Origin of the sequence: Duganella sp. 1411 (assembly GCF_017833525.1) — a bacterium.
In the GTDB taxonomy this organism is placed as follows: Bacteria; Pseudomonadota; Gammaproteobacteria; order Burkholderiales; family Burkholderiaceae_D; genus Rugamonas.
On record NZ_JAFICD010000010.1, the window covers coordinates 114,219 to 131,979 of the forward strand.

Below are 17,761 nucleotides of genomic sequence, written 5' to 3' on the forward strand. Positions count from 1 at the left end.
TCGCCGATGGCGGATTACGCTGCGCTAATCCGCCCTACGTGGAACGGTGGTGCGCGGCCGTCGCGTTCCGCCACGGTTCCACGTAGGGCGGATTAGGCGGAACGCCGTAATCCGCCGCGCGCCGCCACCGGCCACTTTACGCCTCGCGCAAGGTCTGCAATGGCGGCTGGCGCAACACGTTGCGCAAGCCCAGCCAGCCGCCGGCGATGGCACATGCGGCCCCCGCCACCAGCCCGACCACCCACACCGACGGACTGAACGCCCAGTCGAACTTGAACTGGTAGGTCGCCAGCGCCCAGCCCATGGCCGCCGCGCCGGTCGCCGCCAACGCGCCCGACAACGCCCCCACCAGCGAGAACTCGATCAACTGCGCCTGCGACAACTGCTTGCGCGTGGCCCCCAGCGCGCGCAGCAGGCCGGACTCGCGGGTGCGCTCGTCCTGCGACCCCATCAGCGCCGCGTACAGCACCAGCAAGCCCGAGGCCAAGGTGAAGATGAACAGGAACTCGATCGCCGTCACCACCTGGTCCAGCACCGCCTGCACCTGCCGCAGCAGCCCGCCGACATCGACGATGGTCAAATTCGGGAAATCCCGCGTCAGCGCGTTCATCACCCCGCCCTGCCCGGCCGGCAGGTGGAAGGCGGTGATCCAGCTCTGCGACACTTCCCGCATCGCCGCCGGATTGATGATGACAAAGAAATTGACGCGCATCGATCCCCACTCCAGCTTGCGCAGGCTGGTGATGGTCACGTCCACCGGCGCGCCGGCTATGTCGAAGCGCAACTTGTCGCCCAGCTTCCAGCGCAAGGTCTTGGCGATGCCCGCCTCCACCGACGCCTCGGCCGAACCGGGCGTGTCGGCGAACCACTTGCCGGCGCTGATCTTGTTCTCGGCCTGCATCGTGGCCATCGTCGACAGGTTGAATTCGCGCTCGGCCAAGCCGCGCGCGCGCTCCTCGGTGTAGGTGTCGGCGGTGACCGGGCTGCCGTTCACGGCCGTCAGGCGGCCGCGTATCATCGGATATTGCGGCGCGTACGCGACGCCGGCCGCCTGCAGCCGCTTGGCGACCTGCTCGCGCTGCTCCGGCTGGATATTGATGATGAAGCGGTTGGGCGCGTCCGGCGGCGTGGCGTTGCGCCAGGCCGTCATCAAATCCTCGCGCACCACCGTCAGCACCAGCAGCGCCATCATGCCCAGCGCCAGCGACACCACCTGCACGATGGTCGCGCCCGGACGGCGCTGCAGCGAGGTGATGGCGAAGCGCCAGCTTTGATGGTCGATGGCGCCGCGCAGCGGCTTGAGCGCCTTCAGTCCCAGCCACGCCACCAGTCCGAACACGACGAACGCGCCGAGGAAGCCGGCCGCCGTGTACGCCGCCAGTTCGGCGTCGCCCGCCTGCCACAGCAGCAGCAGGCCGAAGCCGCCCAGGCCCAGCCCGTAGGTGGCCAGCGCCGCCACTTGCGGCGGGTCCTGCTCGCGGCGGATCACGCGGTTGTGCGGCACCTTGCGCAATTGCAGGATCGGCGGCAGCGCGAACCCGGCCAGCAGCAGCATGCCGATGGCCAGGCCCTGCAGCGCCGGGTAGATCGTCGGCCCCGGCAGATCGGCCGCCACCAGCTTGCCGAGCACTTCCAGCAGCACGTAATGCGCGCCGAAGCCGACCGCGACGCCGATCGCGCTGCCGGCCAAGCCGACCATCAAAAATTCGACTAGGTACATCGCCGTGACCTGGTTCTGCGTCAGCCCCAGGCAGCGCAGCATGGCGCAGGCGTCCAGGTGGCGCTGCATGAAGCGGCGCGCGGCCATCGCCACGGCCACCGCCGCCAGCATCGCCGACAGCAGGCCCACCAGCGACAGGAAGCGGTCGGCGCGGTCGAGCGTGTTGCGCATTTCCGGGCGGCCGTTTTCCAGCGATTCGACGCGCACGCCCTTGATGTTGCCGGCCTTGATCTTGTCGTCGAGCCATTGCTGGAACGACGCCGCGACGGCGGCGCCGTTCTGCAACGCCGGCGGCGCGGCCAGCAGCACGCGGTAGGTCACGCGCGAGCCCGGCTGGATCAGGTTGGTCGCCGGCAGATCGGCCAGCGCCAGCATCACGCGCGGCGCGAAGGCCAGGAAGTTGGCGCCCCGGTCCGGCTCGGACGCGATCAAGCGCGTGATGCGGAAGCTCCGGTCACCAAGCTTGAGCTCGCTTCCAACCGTCGTGTTCAGGCTGCCCAGCAGGCCGGCGTCGATCCACACCGTGCCGGGCGCCGGGATGTCGGCGGCCGGCGTGCCCTGGCTTTGCTCGGCCTGGGCCGGATCGGTGGTCCATTTCAGCTTGCCGCGCAACGGGTAGCCGGGGCCGACCGCCTTGAGCGAGGCCAGCATCGAGGTCGATTGCTCGCCGACGCCCGCCTGCGCCATGCTGGGGAAGACCACGGTGTCGGTGGCCACCAGGCCGCGCTTGAGCGCCTCGGCGCGCCAGGCCGGATCGACCGGCAAGTCGGCGCTGATGACGACGTCGGCGCCGAGCAGCTGGTGCGCATCGCGCTCGAGGCCGCTGCGCAGGCGGTCGACGAAGAAGCCCGTGGCCGACAACGCGGCCACCGCCACCGTCAGCGCGATCAGCAGGAAGCGCAGCTGGCCGGCGCGCCAGTCGCGCGCCGTCATTTTCAGGGCAAGCTTGAACATTGGGGTGACCTTGCTGTCTTAGACGGTGGCGGCGGCGAAGTAGGCGTCGACCTCGTCGAGGAAGCGCTGTTTGTCCTCGGGCGGCAGGAAGGCGGCGGCGAAGCCGTTGCGCGCCAGCCGCTGCGCGTGCGACAGGCCCAGCGGCAACGCGTCGAAGGTGGCGATGAAGTTATCGTTCATATAGCCGCCGAAGTAAGCCGGATCGTCGGAGTTGACGGTGGCCGCGATGCCGGCGTCGAGCAACTCGAGCAGGTTGTGCTGGCCCATGTGCTGGAACACGCACAGCTTGACGTTCGACAGCGGGCAGACGGTCAGCGCGATCTGCTCGCGCGCCAGGCGTTGCGTCAGCGCGGCGTCGTCGAGGCAGCGCACGCCATGGTCGATGCGCTCGACCTTGAGCACGTCGAGCGCCGTTTCGATGTACGCCGGCGGGCCCTCCTCGCCGGCGTGGGCGACCAGGTGGAAGCCGAGCTCCTTGCAGCGCGCGAACACGCGGGCGAACTTCTCCGGCGGATTGCCCAGCTCGGACGAATCGAGGCCGATGCCGATGTATTTGTCGCGGTACGGCAGCGCCTCCTCGAGGGTGGCGAAGGCGTCCTCCTCCGACAGGTGGCGCAGGAAGCTCAGGATCAGGGTGGCGCTGACCGGGCTGTCCTGGCAGGCGCGGTGGATGCCGTCGATGACGGTCTTGATCGGCACGCCGCGCGCCGTGTGCGTCTGCGGATCGAAGAAGATCTCGGCGTGGCGCACGTTGTCGGCCTCGGCGCGGCGCAGGTAGGCGGCCGTCATGTCGTAGAAGTCCTGCTCCTGCAGCAGCACGCTGGCGCCCGCGTAGTAAATGTCGAGGAACGATTGCAGGTCGGTGAAGGCGTAGGCGGCGCGCAGGTCCTCGACCGAGGCGTACGGCAGGCTGACGTTGTTGCGCCGGGCCAGCGCGAAGATCAGCTCGGGCTCGAGCGAGCCTTCGATGTGGATGTGCAATTCGGCCTTCGGCATCCCTTCGAGGATGGCGCGCAATTGTGGGTTCAACATGTTCTTTTTCCTGATACGGGTGGCGATAACGGGACATCTTATCTCATCCCGGCGCCGCCTTCACCGCGCGCCGCGGCGGCGGCGCGCGCGCGGGCGGCGGGCGGTGCGACAGCGGGCGCCGACTTGCGGCAAAATTTATCTATTTGAGGCGCGATCAGCACGGCGCCCACAGGCGTGATAATGTGGCATCAGTGTGGTAAAAACGAGCGAAAAAAATGCCATAAGACTCACGGAAAAGGTCGGAAATTGCGCAATATTATTCTTTAAAATCAGCATCTTACGAAAGAGTATTAACGATATTACGACATATCTTTTGACTTCCTGCGGCAATAGAGCAATAATAAATTTCATAGACGTAAGAAGCATTACGACCGACACATAAAAGCCGTCATCGGCGGACAGCCAGCGGCGATAAAGCCAGCTCGAAGGCACGGGCAATCCGTGCCGCCAAAAGGAAGCTGGAGATAAGAAAAACAAGATAGAAAGGGATCGCACAAATTAGGGCCAGGGCAGCCGTAACTGCCGGTGACCCGTGACTGGTAGGCTTACATTAAAGGACACCCAAATGACCATTTTTGACAACTACGCCGCACGGTACGAACGGACCAAAGAAGAAGAGATGTCCATGAAGGAATATCTCGAGCTTTGTAAAAAAGATCGACTTACCTACGCGAGCGCCCCCGAGCGCATGTTGGCCGCCATCGGCGAGCCCACCCTAGTCGACACCCGCAACGACACCCGGCTGTCCCGCATCTTTGCCAACAAGGTCATCAAGATCTATCCGGCGTTCCGCGAGTTCTACGGCACCGAGGAAGTGATCGAGCAAGTCGTGTCCTACTTCCGCCACGCGGCCCAGGGCCTGGAGGAACGCAAGCAGATCCTGTATCTGCTGGGCCCGGTGGGCGGCGGCAAATCGTCGATCGCCGAAAAGCTCAAGTCGCTGATGGAGCACGTGCCCTTCTATTGCCTCAAAGGCTCGCCGGTCAACGAGTCGCCGCTCGGCCTGTTCAACGAGGAGGAGGACGGCGTGCTGCTGGAGGAGGATTACGGCATCCCGCGGCGCTACCTGCGCAACATCCCCAGCCCGTGGGCCGTCAAGCGCCTGCACGAGTTCAACGGCGACATCAACCAGTTCCGCGTGGTCAAGCGCTACCCGTCCGTGCTCAAGCAAGTGGCCATCTCCAAGACCGAGCCGGGCGACGAGAACAACCAGGACATCTCCTCGCTGGTGGGCAAGGTCGACATCCGCAAGCTCGAGGATTACTCGCAGGACGATCCGGACGCCTACAGCTACTCGGGCGGCCTGTGCCTGGCCAACCAGGGCCTGATGGAATTCGTCGAGATGTTCAAGGCGCCGATCAAGGTGCTGCACCCGCTGCTGACGGCCACGCAGGAGGGCAACTACAAGGGCACCGAGGGCTTCGGCGCGATCCCGTTCGACGGCATCATCCTGGCCCACTCGAACGAGTCGGAATGGAAGACCTTCCGCAACAACCGCAACAACGAGGCCTTCCTCGACCGGATCTACATCGTCAAGGTGCCGTACTGCCTGCGCGTGACCGACGAGATCAAGATCTACGACAAGCTCGTGGCCAACTCGTCGCTGTACCAGGCCCCGTGCGCGCCCGGCACCCTGAAGATGATGGCGCAGTTCGCGATCCTGTCGCGCCTGAAGGACCCGGAGAACTCCAGCATCTTCAGCAAGATGCTGGTGTACGACGGCGAAAACCTCAAGGACACCGATCCGAAGGCCAAGTCCATGCACGAGTACGTCGACTACGCCGGCGTCGACGAGGGCATGAACGGGCTGTCGACGCGCTTCGCGTTCAAGATCCTGTCGAAGGTCTTCAACTTCGACAACACCGAGGTGGCGGCCAATCCGGTGCACCTGCTCTACGTGCTCGAGCAGCAGGTCGAGCGCGAGCAGTTCCCGCCCGAGACCGAGCAGAAATACTTCTCGTACATCAAGGAGCACCTGGCGCAGAAGTACGTCGAGTTCATCGGCAAGGAAATCCAGACCGCCTACCTGGAGAGCTATTCCGAATACGGCCAGAACATCTTCGACCGCTACGTCACGTTCGCCGACTTCTGGATCCAGGACCAGGAATACCGCGATCCGGACACCGGCGAGAGCTTCGACCGCGAGTCGCTCAACAACGAGCTGGAGAAGATCGAGAAGCCGGCCGGGATTTCGAACCCCAAGGATTTCCGCAACGAGATCGTCAACTTCGGGCTGCGCGCGCGCGCCAACAATGGCGGCAAGAATCCCGCGTGGACCAGTTATGAGAAATTCCGCACGGTGATCGAGAAGAAGATGTTCTCCAATACGGAGGAACTGCTGCCGGTGATCTCGTTCAACGCCAAGGCCAGCGCCGAGGACGCCAACAAGCACGCCGACTTCGTCGCGCGCATGGTGGAAAAGGGTTACACGGCCAAACAGGTCCGCTTGCTGTGCGAATGGTATTTGCGCGTGAGGAAGTCGTCCTAGGCCTGGCAGTAATTCTAGGCCGCAATGCGCGCGCCGGCCCGACCGATCACGGCGGGCCGGCGCGGCGCCGACCAATAGCAGCAGGAGGCTTCTTTTGACTTACCTCATCGATCGACGTTTGCAGGGCAAGAACAAATCCGCGGTCAACCGCGAACGCTTCTTGCGGCGCTACAAGTCGCAGATCAAGGACGCGGTGGGCCGGGCCATCAAGGGCCGCTCCATCACCGACATTGAGAACGGCGAAAAGGTCTCGATCCCCGTCAAGGACGTGGGCGAGCCCTCCTTCGGACACGCCCATGGCGGCGTGTGGGAAACCATCAACCCCGGCAACCAGGAATACCAGAAAGGCGACTTGATCAATCGCCCCAAGGGCGGCGGCGGCGCCGGCCGCGGCAAGGCGGGCAATAGCGACCAGATGACCGAGGATGACTTCATCTTCGAGCTGTCGCGCGAAGAATTCATGAACTATTTCTTCGAGGACCTGGAACTGCCGCACATGGTCAAGACGCAGCTGACCGCCACGACCGAGTTCAAGAACCAGCGCGCCGGCTACAACATGTCGGGCACGCCGTCCAACATCCACGTGCTGCGCTCGCTGCGCGGCGCGCTCGGGCGGCGCATCGCCGTCGGCGGCAACTCGCGCAAGCGGGTCGAGGAGGCCGAGGCCGAGCTCGAGGCATTGCTGCTCGACGGCGCGCCGCTCGACGCCCCGCGCGTGGTCGAGCTCAAGAAACTGATCCACCATCTGCACACGCGGCTGCTGGCGATCCCCTTCATCGACCCGTTCGACCTGCGCTACAGCAACCGCATCAAGGTGCCCAAGCCGATGACGCAGGCGGTGATGTTCTGCATCATGGACGTGTCGGGCTCGATGGACGAGACGCGCAAGGACACCGCCAAGCGCTTCTTCATCCTGCTGTACCTGTTCCTCAAGCGCGCCTACGACAAGATCGACGTGGTCTTCATCCGCCACCACACGGCCGCGGCCGAGGTGGACGAGGAGGAATTCTTCCACTCGCGCGAGTCCGGCGGCACCGTGGTGTCGTCGGCGCTGCACCTGCTCGACAAGATCATCGAGGAGCGCTACGGCGCCGGCGCCTGGAACAGCTACGTGGCGCAGGCCTCGGACGGCGACAACTGGGACAACGACTCGGTGCTGTGCCGCCAGATGCTGATCAACACCATCATGCCCAAGGTGCAGTACTACACGTATGTCGAGATCACCGACGGCCCGCCGCAAAACCTGTGGGAGCAGTACTCGCAGATCCCGGACCACCACGCCAATTTCGCCATGCAAAAAATAGTCACGCCGGCCGATATCTATCCGGTGTTCCGCGAACTGTTCAAGAAACAGCCGAAATAAGGCGGCCACGCCGGCCGCCCCCTTAGCGAGCGCCCCATGAACGACATGACGCACCAGCCCAAGCCGCGCCACCCGCGCGCCCTGCCCGAGCAGTCCGAGTGGACGTTCGAGCTGATCGAGCAGGCCCACGCGGAGATCCGCCGCGTCGCCGAGAACTTCGGCCTCGACACCTATCCGAACCAGCTCGAGATCATCACCGCCGAGCAGATGATGGACGCCTACACGTCGGTCGGCATGCCGGTGTCGTACAACCACTGGTCGTTCGGCAAGCATTTCCTGTCGACCGAGAAGGGCTACAAGCGCGGCCAGATGGGCCTGGCGTACGAGATCGTCATCAACTCCGATCCGTGCATCGCCTATCTCATGGAGGAAAACAGCCTGACGATGCAGGCGCTGGTGATCGCGCACGCCGCCTACGGCCACAACTCCTTTTTCAAGGGCAACTACCTGTTCCGCACCTGGACCGACGCCGAGGCCATCGTCGACTACATGGTGTTCGCCAAGAACTACATCGCCGAGTGCGAGCAGCGCCACGGCATCGACGCCGTCGAGCTGCTGCTCGACTCGTGCCACGCGATCCAGAACTACGGCGTCGACCGCTACAAGCGCCCGGCCAAGCTGTCGATGATGGAGGAGCGCGCGCGGCAGAAGGAGCGCGAGGCCTACGTGCAGTCGCAGATCAACGACCTGTGGCGCACGCTGCCGCGCCGCGAGGAAGAAGAAGCCGAAAAGGCGGCGCCGCGCTTCCCGCCCGAGCCGGAGGAGAACCTGCTGTACTTCATCGAGAAGTACGCGCCGCTGCTGGAGCCGTGGCAGCGCGAGATGGTGCGCATCGTGCGCAAGATCAGCCAGTACTTCTACCCGCAGCGCCAGACCCAGGTGATGAACGAGGGCTGGGCCACGTTCTGGCATTACACCATCCTCAACCAGTTGTACGACGAGGGCGTGGTCGGCGACGGCTTCATGATGGAGTTCCTCAAGAGCCACACCAACGTGGTCTACCAGCCGCCCGTCAACAGCCCCTATTACAGCGGCATCAACCCGTATGCGCTCGGCTTTGCGATGATGACCGACATCCGCCGCATCTGCGAGCACCCGACCGCCGAGGACCGCGAATGGTTCCCCGACATCGCCGGCAGCGACTGGCGCAAGACCCTGGATTTCGCGATGCGCAACTTCAAGGACGAGAGCTTCATCGCCCAGTACCTGTCGCCCAAGCTGATCCGCGAGTTCCACTTCTTCGCCGTGCTCGACGACGACAACAACGAGAAGCTGGCGATCTCCGCCATCCATGACGACCTCGGCTATCGTTACGTGCGCCAGCAGCTTGCAGAACAATATAATCTCGGCAATCGCGAGCCCAATATCCAGGTCTGGTCGGTCAACACCCGCGACGACCGGGCGCTGACCTTGCGCCATACGCAGTTCCAGCGCCGTCCGCTGAACCAGCAGGCCGGCGAAGTGCTCAAGCACGTGGCGCGCCTGTGGGGCTTCGACGTCCACCTCGAGACGGTGGCGCCGAACGGCGAGGTGGTCAGCTCGATGGAGGTCAAACGGGAGAAGCGCGCCCGCGGAAGTTGACCGACATATATATAGTGCTGACGCGGGACGCGCGTGCGGTTTCAGGCACGGGTCTTGCAAGGTATGGATCGGGGTCAGGGGCGGTGCTCTGGCCCCGGTTTTTTTTGGTGAATGCATGATGCCGGCGGGAAGTCAACCCTTTTTTGCGCCCGCCGGCAACTTATCCTTCGCAACAATTTCATGCAAGAAACATCTACGGCCAAATTATCAACTGTTGGTAGTAAAATTACGCTGATAATATTCCGTAATTGGGCTTAAGGGAAAACTAAGTAATGTGGAGGTTCGCAATGCCCCATTTCCGCCCCGCGCACGCTTGCCGGGCGAACCGTTTTGGTGCAAAGTGAGCGCTATCACATAGGAAAACCCTATGAAATTTAACCGGTTTTAGGGATGAAAATTCTATGTAAAATCAAGAATTCGTATGTATAATTCGCCGACGTCCCGGATGCGGCTGTTGTTTTGTGTCGCCATTTTGGGGTTTAGTAGCAACAAAAAGAGTTGGTATTGGAGAAAGCAGGCATGAATTTCACGCACAACGAGAAAAGCACCGGGAAGAACTTTACAGGCATTACCATTGTCGTTTTGTTGCACATCCTGGTTGCATATGGGATCGTGACGGGCTTGGGTACCCGCCTGGTGGCAAAGATGGTCGCCCCTGTGGAGACAAAGATCATCGAGGAAGTAGCACCTCCTCCACCAAAAGAACTCCCACCACCGCCACCTCCGCCTGAGATGAAAGCGCCACCGCCGCCATTCATCCCGCCAGTCGAGGTGAACGTGCAGCAGCCGCCGCCGCAGCAGAACGTGATCGCCAACGCGACCAACGTGAAGCCACCGTCGAACGACCTGCAAAAGACGCCGCCGGCCCCGCCGGCGCCGCCAGCGCCGGGACCGGCCAAATCGGTCAACGTCGCCGCGGTAGCGGACTTCAGCACTTGCGCCAAGCCGGAATGGCCGAAGTCCTCGTTGCGTAACGAAGAAACGGGAACGGTGACGTTGTCGTTCCTGATCGCCGCCGATGGCCGCGTTGCCGACTCCAAAGTCGTCAAGTCCAGCGGCTTTAGGGATCTGGACAAGGCAGCGGTGAATGGCATCAGCAAATGCCGTTTCAAACCGGGTCTGACCGACGGGAAACCGACGGAAGCGTGGATGCAGATGCAATACGTCTGGACGCTGGAGTAAAAACCGAGACAGCAGTGACGTCTCACTTAGTAAGTTTCGTTGTCATACATTCAGCGATCTGATTATTTTATCAATTTGGAGGAAGCATGTTTAAGAATACCCGTTTGTCCGCTGTACTGGCCGCTGTGCTGTTTTCCGTGACCGCAGCCACCGCCCTGGTAAGCGCCCCAGCTTTCGCTGACGCGCCAGCCTCGGCCGCTTCGGCGCCGGCAGCCGCTCCAGCGGATGCGGCAGCAGCACCAGCACCGGCAGCCGACGCCGCTGCCGCTCCAGCAGCTTCGGCCCCGGCAGCCGCCGGCGGCCACGAAGAAGTGGCAAACCCATACGGCTTCTCCGCGGTTTGGGACGCGGGCTTCGTGTCGCGCGGCACCCTGATCATCCTGTCGATCATGTCGATGGGTTCGTGGTACATCATCATCACCAAGCTGATCGACCAGGCCAAGATCTTCAAGCAATCGAAGGAAACCTCGGCCAAGTTCTGGAAAGCCTCGTCGATCGCCGCCGGTTCGGCCGCGCTGAAAGAAGGCTCGCCATTCCGCTTCATCGCTGAAACCGGCACCAAGGCCACCGTGCACCACGACGGCGCCCTGCTGGAACAAATCGACCTGTCGACCTGGGTGACGATGTCGATCCAGCGCGCTGTCGACAAAGTTCAGTCGCGTCTGCAAGATGGCCTGTCGTTCCTGGCAACCGTCGGTTCGACCGCACCGTTCATCGGTCTGTTCGGTACCGTTTGGGGTATTTACAATGCGCTGATCGCCATCGGCATGTCGGGTAACGCGTCGATCGACAAGGTTGCAGGTCCGGTCGGTGAAGCGCTGATCATGACCGCCTTCGGTCTGTTCGTCGCCGTTCCAGCCGTTCTGGGTTACAACTGGCTGGTGCGTCGTAACAAGTCGGCGATGGAAGATGTCCGTTCGTTCTCGGCCGACGTGCACTCGGTGCTGATCTCGGGCGCCATGTCCACCAGCGAAGCCGGCCGTATGGCTGGTGCTAAAAAGATTGGATAATTAATCATGTCGATGTCCGTAGGCTCCGATAGCGGAGACGAAGATCAAGTCATGTCAGAAATCAACACGACGCCCCTGGTGGACATCATGTTGGTTCTGCTGATTATCTTCCTGATCACGAGCCCGGTTGTTCTGAAGCTGATCAAGATCAAGCTGCCAGAGGAAACCAACCAGGTCATTCAGACTAAGCCGGAAGATGTCAACATCGTTGTGAGCAAGGATGGCGACATCTACTGGAACCAAAAGAAGATGCGCGACGCGAATGAGTTGTTCGACAATCTGAAGGTGGAAGCAGTGAAATTGCCGCAGCCGGAAGTGCACGTTCGTGGCGACCAAGAAACACGCTACGAAGCGATCGGCAAGGTTATTTTCACTACCCAGCGCGCTGGTATTCAGAAGGTCGGCTTCATCACCGAACCGCCTGATAAGGGTTAATCCCCATTAGCGCATCGCGGGCCTGTGGTTCAGGCCTGCCCTTCTTAAAAGGAAACATCATGAGTATGAATGTCGGCTCCCCATCCGCAGGCGCGGATCCGGAACCAATGATGGAAATGAATATGACGCCCCTCATCGACGTGATGCTGGTGCTGATTATCATGATGATCATTACGATTCCGAAAGCCAACCACTCGGTGAACTTGAACATGCCGGTCGGCACCCCGCCGCCACCGACCAAGGATCCAGTGGTGATCACGATCGACGTCGACTTCGACGGCACGATTCTGTGGGATAACGCGGTCGTTCCCGACCGTGGCACCCTGGAAGCGAAGCTGACCGATGTCGCGGCGCAAGCGGACCAGCCGGAGGTGCATCTGCGTCCGAACAAGCTGGTGTCGTACAAGGTCGTGGCCGGCGTCATGGCTTCGGCGCAGCGTCTCGGCGTGACCAAGATTGGCCTGGTCGGCAACGAACAGTTCCAATAATCAGTTCTATGTTCAACGATAGGCAGGACCATTCCTGCCTATTTCGCATTTTGAAGAAAGAAAACTTACCCATGACCAAGTTTCGTCTCGCTCATTTCGGCCTGGTAATGGCCGCTATTGGTTTTACAGCAGCAGCTCCTTTGGCAGGTTTTTCGTCGGTCGCTTACGCTGCCGAGGCGGTGCGCGCTGAAATCGGCAAACCATTGCAGGAAGCACAGAAACTGGCTGCGGCAGGCAAGAACAAAGAAGCAGTAGCAAAACTGAAGGAAACCGACTCGGTCGGCAACAAGAGCGCCAACGAGACCTATCTGATCGAGCGCACCCGCGCCTCGGCCGCCGCCTCCGCCGGCGACTACGACACCGCCGCGCGCGCCTTCGAGAGCGTGATCAACTCGGGCAAGCTGTCGGCCGCCGAACAACCGAAATTCACCCAGGCGCTGGCCGGCATCTACTACCGCATCAAGGATTACCCGAAGGCCATCACCTGGATCCAGCGCGCGCTCAAGGACAATCCGAACGACGGCGCCATGCATGAACTGCTGATCCAGACCTACTACATCAGCGGCAAGTACGCCGAGGCGGCCAAGGAACTGCAGGCCACCAAGAACCTGAACGAAGCCCAGCTGGGCATGCTGGCCAACATCCAGCTCAAGCAGAACGACAAGGCCGGCTACGTGCAGACCCTCGAGCGCATGGCCGCCAGCTATCCGAAGCCACAGACCTGGGCCGACCTGCTGCAGCGCGTGCAAGCCAAGCCTGGCTTCTCGCCAACGCTGTCGCTCGACGTGCTGCGCCTGCGCCTGGCCAACGGCCTGCTGACCAAGCCGGCCGAATACATGGAAATGAGCCAGCTGGCGCTGCAAGCGGGCAACCCCGCCGAGGCGATCAAGATCATCAACGAGGGCTACAAGAAAGGCGCGCTGGGCACCGGTTCCGACGCCGCCCGCCACCAGCGCCTGAAAGACCTGGCCGCCAAGACCCAGGCCGAGTTCGACGCCAAGCAGGCCGCCGAAGAAGCCGAAGCCGTCAAGAACAAGGACGCCGACGCGCTGGCCGCCATGGGCTACGCGCTGGTTTCCGCCGGCAAGGCCGACAAGGGCCTGCCGCTGATGGAACAGGCGGTCAAGCTGGGCACCGGCAAGAACCCGGAAGCGATCAAGCTGCACTACGGTATCGCCCAATCGATCGCCGGCAAGAAATCGGCCGCGCTGTCGACCCTCAAATCGGTCAAGGGCACGGACGGCACCGCCGACCTGGCCCGCTACTGGACCCTGGGCCTGAACAAAGCCGCTTAATCGGCGTCTATTCGCGCGAAGGTTGCACTCGATGAAGCGCTGTCTGCTCCGGCAGGCGGCGCTTTTTTTTTAGGCAAAACCCGCACGGCCGACCGGGGGCCGGCCCACTGGGCCGGCGGGGCGAAGCCCCTCTCCGACCCTTCGGGGGTACGACCCCTAAGCGGCACAGCCCGCGTTTCGCCAACCGGGTGAGGGGTTAACAGTGTGCATCCCCGAAACAAACCGTATAATCCTCCATTTAGCGACAGTTCCCCCAGATTCCCATGAAGGTATTTCGAGGTCTCCCCAACGCCGCGGCGCGCGCGCCGTGCGCGCTCACGATCGGCAACTTCGACGGTGTCCACCTCGGCCACCAGGCGTTGCTGGCGCGCGTGCGCGGCGCCGCCACCGGCCTCGGCCTGGAAGCGGCGGTGATGACCTTCGAGCCACACCCGCGCGAGTTCTTCGCCCTCAAGGCCGGCGACCCGGCCAAGGCGCCGCCGCGCATCGCCAACCTGCGCGACAAGCTGCAATCGCTGTCCGACAACGGCATCGACCGCGTCATCGTCGAGCACTTCTCGGCGCCGTTCGCCGCGCTCACGCCGCGCGAATTCACCGAAAAAGTGCTGGTCGAGGGCTTGCACGTCAAATGGCTGATGGTCGGCGACGACTTTTGCTACGGCGCGCGCCGCGCCGGCAACGTGCAAATGCTGCTCGAGGCGGGCAAACAATACGGTTTCCACGTCGAGACCTTGCCGACGGTGATGAACGGCAGCATCCGCATCTCGTCGTCGGCCGTGCGCGCCGCGCTGGCCGAGGGCGACTTCGGCCACGCCGAGGCGCTGCTGGGCCATCCTTACGCGATCTCCGGCCATGTGATCCACGGCCAGAAGCTGGGCCGCACCCTGGGCTTTCCGACGCTGAACCTGCGCGTGCCGCACCGCCCCGCGCTGGCCGGCATCTTCATCGTCCAGGTGCACGGCCTGGCCGAGCGGCCGCTGGCCGCCGTCGCCAGCCTGGGCGTGCGCCCCACCGTCGACGACAGCGGCCGCGTGCTGCTGGAGGTGCACGTGTTCGACTTCGACCAGGGCTGCTACGGCAAGCAGGTGCGGGTCGAATTCCTGCAAAAGATCCGCGACGAGGAAAAATACGTCGACCTGCCTACCTTGACGGCCGCCATCCACCGCGACGCCGACATCGCCCGCGCCTGGTTTGCGCAGCGCGACGGCGCCACGGGCGACCTCATTAGCGCGACCAACGCCACCGACCGAATTTGAGCGCGCGACCAGCTACGCGCGCCGGCTATCCAGAATCCCCGAATACATCACTGAAGAAAAAACATGTCCGATAAAAGCAAAGCCCCGAAGAAGCCAGAAAGCAAATACCCGGTCAACATGACCGAAACCCCGTTCCCGATGCGCGGCGACATGGCCAAGCGCGAACCGGGCTGGGTCCAGCAATGGCAGGAAAAGAAGATCTACGAGCGCGTGCGCAAGGCCGCCGCCGGCCGTCCGAAATTCATCCTGCACGACGGCCCGCCGTACGCCAACGGCGACATCCACCTGGGCCACGCCGTCAACAAGATCCTCAAGGACATGGTGGTCAAATCGCGCTCGCTGGCCGGCTTCGACGCCCCCTACGTGCCGGGCTGGGATTGCCACGGCATGCCGATCGAGATCCAGATCGAAAAACTGTACGGCAAAAACCTGCCGACCGCCGACGTGCTGACCAAGGCCCGCGCCTACGCGCTCGAGCAGGTCGACCGCCAGCGCAAGGACTTCATCCGTCTGGGCGTGCTCGGTGAATGGAACAACCCTTACCTGACGATGAACTATTCGAACGAGGCCGACGAACTGCGCGCGCTCGGCAAGATGCTCGACAAGGGTTACGTCTACCGCGGCCTGAAGCCGGTCAACTGGTGCTTCGATTGCGGCTCGGCGCTGGCCGAGGCGGAGATCGAATACGAAAACAAGCGCGATCCGGCAATCGACGTCGGCTTCAAGTTCGCCGAATTCGACAAGCTGGCCGCCACCTTCGGCCTGCCGCAACTGCCGACCGAGAACGGGTTTATCGTCATCTGGACCACCACGCCGTGGACCATCCCGTCCAACCAGGCGCTCAACGTCAACCCGGAGCTCACCTACGCGCTGGTCAAGGCCGAGCGCGACGGCCAGCCATTGCTGCTGATCCTGGCCCAGGACCTGGTCGAATCGTGCCTGGCGCGCTACAAGCTCGAAGGCGTCACCATCGGCACCTGCCTGGGCGCCGCGCTCGAAGGCGTCAGCTTCCGCCACCCGCTGCACGCGTCGGACCCGTTCTACGACCGCCTGTCGCCGGTGTACCTGGCCGACTACGTGACCGCCGACAGCGGCACCGGCGTGGTGCACTCGGCACCGGCCTACGGCGTCGACGACTTCATCTCGTGCAAGGCGCACGGCCTCAAGGACGACCAGATCCTGACCCCGGTCATGGGCGACGGCAACTACGTCTCGACCCTGCCGCTGTTCGGCGGCATGAGCATCTGGGACGCCTCCAAGCCGATCTGCGCCGCGCTGACGGCCGCCGGCGCCCTGTTCGAACTGAAGATGTTCGACCACAGCTACATGCACTGCTGGCGCCACAAGAAGCCGGTGATCTACCGCGCCACGTCGCAATGGTTCGCCGGCATGGACGTGGTGCCGAACGACGGCGGCGCGACGCTGCGCGAGACCGCGTTGAAGGGCATCTCCGAGACCAAGTTCTTCCCGGACTGGGGCCAGGCGCGCCTGCACGGCATGATCGCCAACCGTCCGGACTGGACGTTGTCGCGCCAGCGCCAGTGGGGCGTGCCGATGGCCTTCGTGGTGCACAAGGAAACCGGCGCGCTGCATCCGCGCACGCCGGAGCTGCTCGAACAAGTGGCCCAGCTGATCGAAAAAGGCGGCATCGACGCCTGGCTGGCGCTCGACCTGAAGGACCTGATCGGCGACGAGGCGGCGCTCTACGTCAAGAACAAGGACACGCTGGACGTCTGGTTCGATTCCGGCACCACCCACCAGACGGTGTTGCGCGGCTCGCACAAGGAGCAGTCGGCCTTCCCCGCCGACCTGTATCTGGAGGGTTCGGACCAGCACCGCGGCTGGTTCCACTCGTCGCTGCTGACGTCCTCGATGCTGAACGGCGCGCCGCCCTACAAGGCGCTGCTGACGCACGGCTTCACCGTCGACGGCGAAGGCAAGAAGATGTCCAAATCGCTGGGCAACACGCTGGCGCCGCAAAAGATCTCCGACACCCTCGGCGCCGACATCCTGCGCCTGTGGATCGCCTCGACCGACTACACCGGCGAATTGTCGATCTCCGACGAGATCCTCAAGCGCGTGACGGAAGCGTATCGCCGCATCCGCAACACGCTGCGCTTCCTGCTGGCGAACATCTCGGACTTCGACCACGCGCGCGACGCCGTGCCGGTGACCGAGCTGCTCGAGATCGACCGCTACGCGATCGCCAACATGGCCGCGCTGCAGAAGGAAATCGAAGCGCACTTCGAACAGTACGAATTCCAGCCGGTCTACTCCAAGCTGCAGAACTTCTGCTCGGAAGACCTGGGTGGCTTCTACCTCGACATCCTCAAGGACCGCCTGTACACGTCGGCCGTGACGTCGCACGCGCGCCGTTCGGCGCAGACGGCGCTGTGGCACATCACGCAAAGCCTGCTGCGCGTGATGGCGCCGGCGCTGTCGTTCACCGCCGAGGAGGCATGGGCCATCTTCGCCGGCGACCAGGCTTACCAGGCCAGCGGCGAGACCATCTTCACGCAAACCTGGTGGCAGCTGCCGGAACTGGCCGACGCCGAGGCGCTGCTGGCCAAGTACACGGCGCTGCGCGCGGTGCGCACCGACGTCACCAAGCAACTGGAAGACCTGCGCACCTCGGGCGCGATCGGCTCGTCGCTGCAGGCGGAGCTGACCATCAAGGCCGCCGGCGACAAGTACCAGCTGCTGGCCAGCCTGGAGGACGACCTCAAATTCGTCTTCATCACATCGCTGGCGCAAGCCGTCGAAGTGGCGGCCGAAGCCGATGAAGCGGTCGAAGTGGCCGCCTCCACGGCCGAGAAGTGCGAGCGCTGCTGGCACTACCGCGCCGACGTGGGCAGCCACGCGGACCATCCGACGCTCTGCGGCCGTTGCCACAGCAATCTGTTCGGTGCGGGCGAAAAACGCAAGTTCGCTTAATATTGGGGCCGCCGATTTCCGAT

12 protein-coding genes are annotated in these 17,761 nt (G+C 63.2%); 10 read left to right on the forward strand and 2 right to left on the reverse strand.

Annotated elements, in window-relative coordinates:
- Positions 1-136 precede the first annotated feature (136 nt).
- A complete protein-coding gene (locus JOD97_RS30875; RefSeq protein WP_209726638.1) occupies positions 137-2,674 on the reverse strand; it encodes an ABC transporter permease in 2,538 nt (845 codons plus the stop codon).
- An 18-nt stretch (positions 2,675-2,692) separates the two neighbouring features.
- Entirely contained in the window at positions 2,693-3,706 is a 1,014-nt protein-coding gene (locus tag JOD97_RS30880) for an adenosine deaminase (protein ID WP_209726639.1), read from the reverse strand.
- 565 nt (positions 3,707-4,271) lie between these two features.
- Here JOD97_RS30880 and JOD97_RS30885 point away from each other — a divergent pair.
- The 10 genes from JOD97_RS30885 (at position 4,272) to ileS (ending at position 17,738) form a co-directional block, all read left to right on the forward strand.
- Positions 4,272-6,194, forward strand: a complete 1,923-nt coding sequence (locus JOD97_RS30885) for a PrkA family serine protein kinase (protein ID WP_209726640.1) — start codon at positions 4,272-4,274, stop codon at positions 6,192-6,194.
- Positions 6,195-6,288: 94 nt separating this feature from the next.
- Positions 6,289-7,557, forward strand: a complete 1,269-nt coding sequence (locus tag JOD97_RS30890; RefSeq protein ID WP_209726641.1) for a YeaH/YhbH family protein — start codon at positions 6,289-6,291, stop codon at positions 7,555-7,557.
- Between the two features lie 36 nt (positions 7,558-7,593).
- A complete protein-coding gene (locus JOD97_RS30895) occupies positions 7,594-9,138 on the forward strand; it encodes a SpoVR family protein (RefSeq protein ID WP_209726642.1) in 1,545 nt (514 codons plus the stop codon).
- 519 nt (positions 9,139-9,657) lie between these two features.
- Positions 9,658-10,320 carry an energy transducer TonB gene (locus JOD97_RS30900; protein WP_209726643.1) on the forward strand — a complete coding sequence of 221 codons (663 nt, stop codon included), beginning with the start codon at positions 9,658-9,660 and terminating at the stop codon, positions 10,318-10,320.
- Positions 10,321-10,406: 86 nt separating this feature from the next.
- The gene (locus tag JOD97_RS30905; protein WP_209726644.1) at positions 10,407-11,330 is read left to right on the forward strand and encodes a MotA/TolQ/ExbB proton channel family protein; all 924 of its coding nucleotides are present in this window, start codon (positions 10,407-10,409) and stop codon (positions 11,328-11,330) included.
- A 6-nt stretch (positions 11,331-11,336) separates the two neighbouring features.
- Positions 11,337-11,765: a biopolymer transporter ExbD gene (locus JOD97_RS30910; RefSeq protein WP_090322587.1), complete on the forward strand. Its 429-nt coding sequence runs from the start codon at positions 11,337-11,339 to the stop codon at positions 11,763-11,765.
- A 59-nt stretch (positions 11,766-11,824) separates the two neighbouring features.
- The gene (locus JOD97_RS30915) at positions 11,825-12,253 is read left to right on the forward strand and encodes a biopolymer transporter ExbD (protein ID WP_209726645.1); all 429 of its coding nucleotides are present in this window, start codon (positions 11,825-11,827) and stop codon (positions 12,251-12,253) included.
- Between the two features lie 107 nt (positions 12,254-12,360).
- A complete protein-coding gene (locus JOD97_RS30920; RefSeq protein WP_209726760.1) occupies positions 12,361-13,548 on the forward strand; it encodes a tetratricopeptide repeat protein in 1,188 nt (395 codons plus the stop codon).
- A 263-nt stretch (positions 13,549-13,811) separates the two neighbouring features.
- A complete protein-coding gene (locus JOD97_RS30925) occupies positions 13,812-14,804 on the forward strand; it encodes a bifunctional riboflavin kinase/FAD synthetase (protein ID WP_209726646.1) in 993 nt (330 codons plus the stop codon).
- Positions 14,805-14,867: 63 nt separating this feature from the next.
- Positions 14,868-17,738 carry an isoleucine--tRNA ligase gene (gene ileS / locus JOD97_RS30930; protein WP_209726647.1) on the forward strand — a complete coding sequence of 957 codons (2,871 nt, stop codon included), beginning with the start codon at positions 14,868-14,870 and terminating at the stop codon, positions 17,736-17,738.
- Positions 17,739-17,761: the final 23 nt, after the last annotated feature.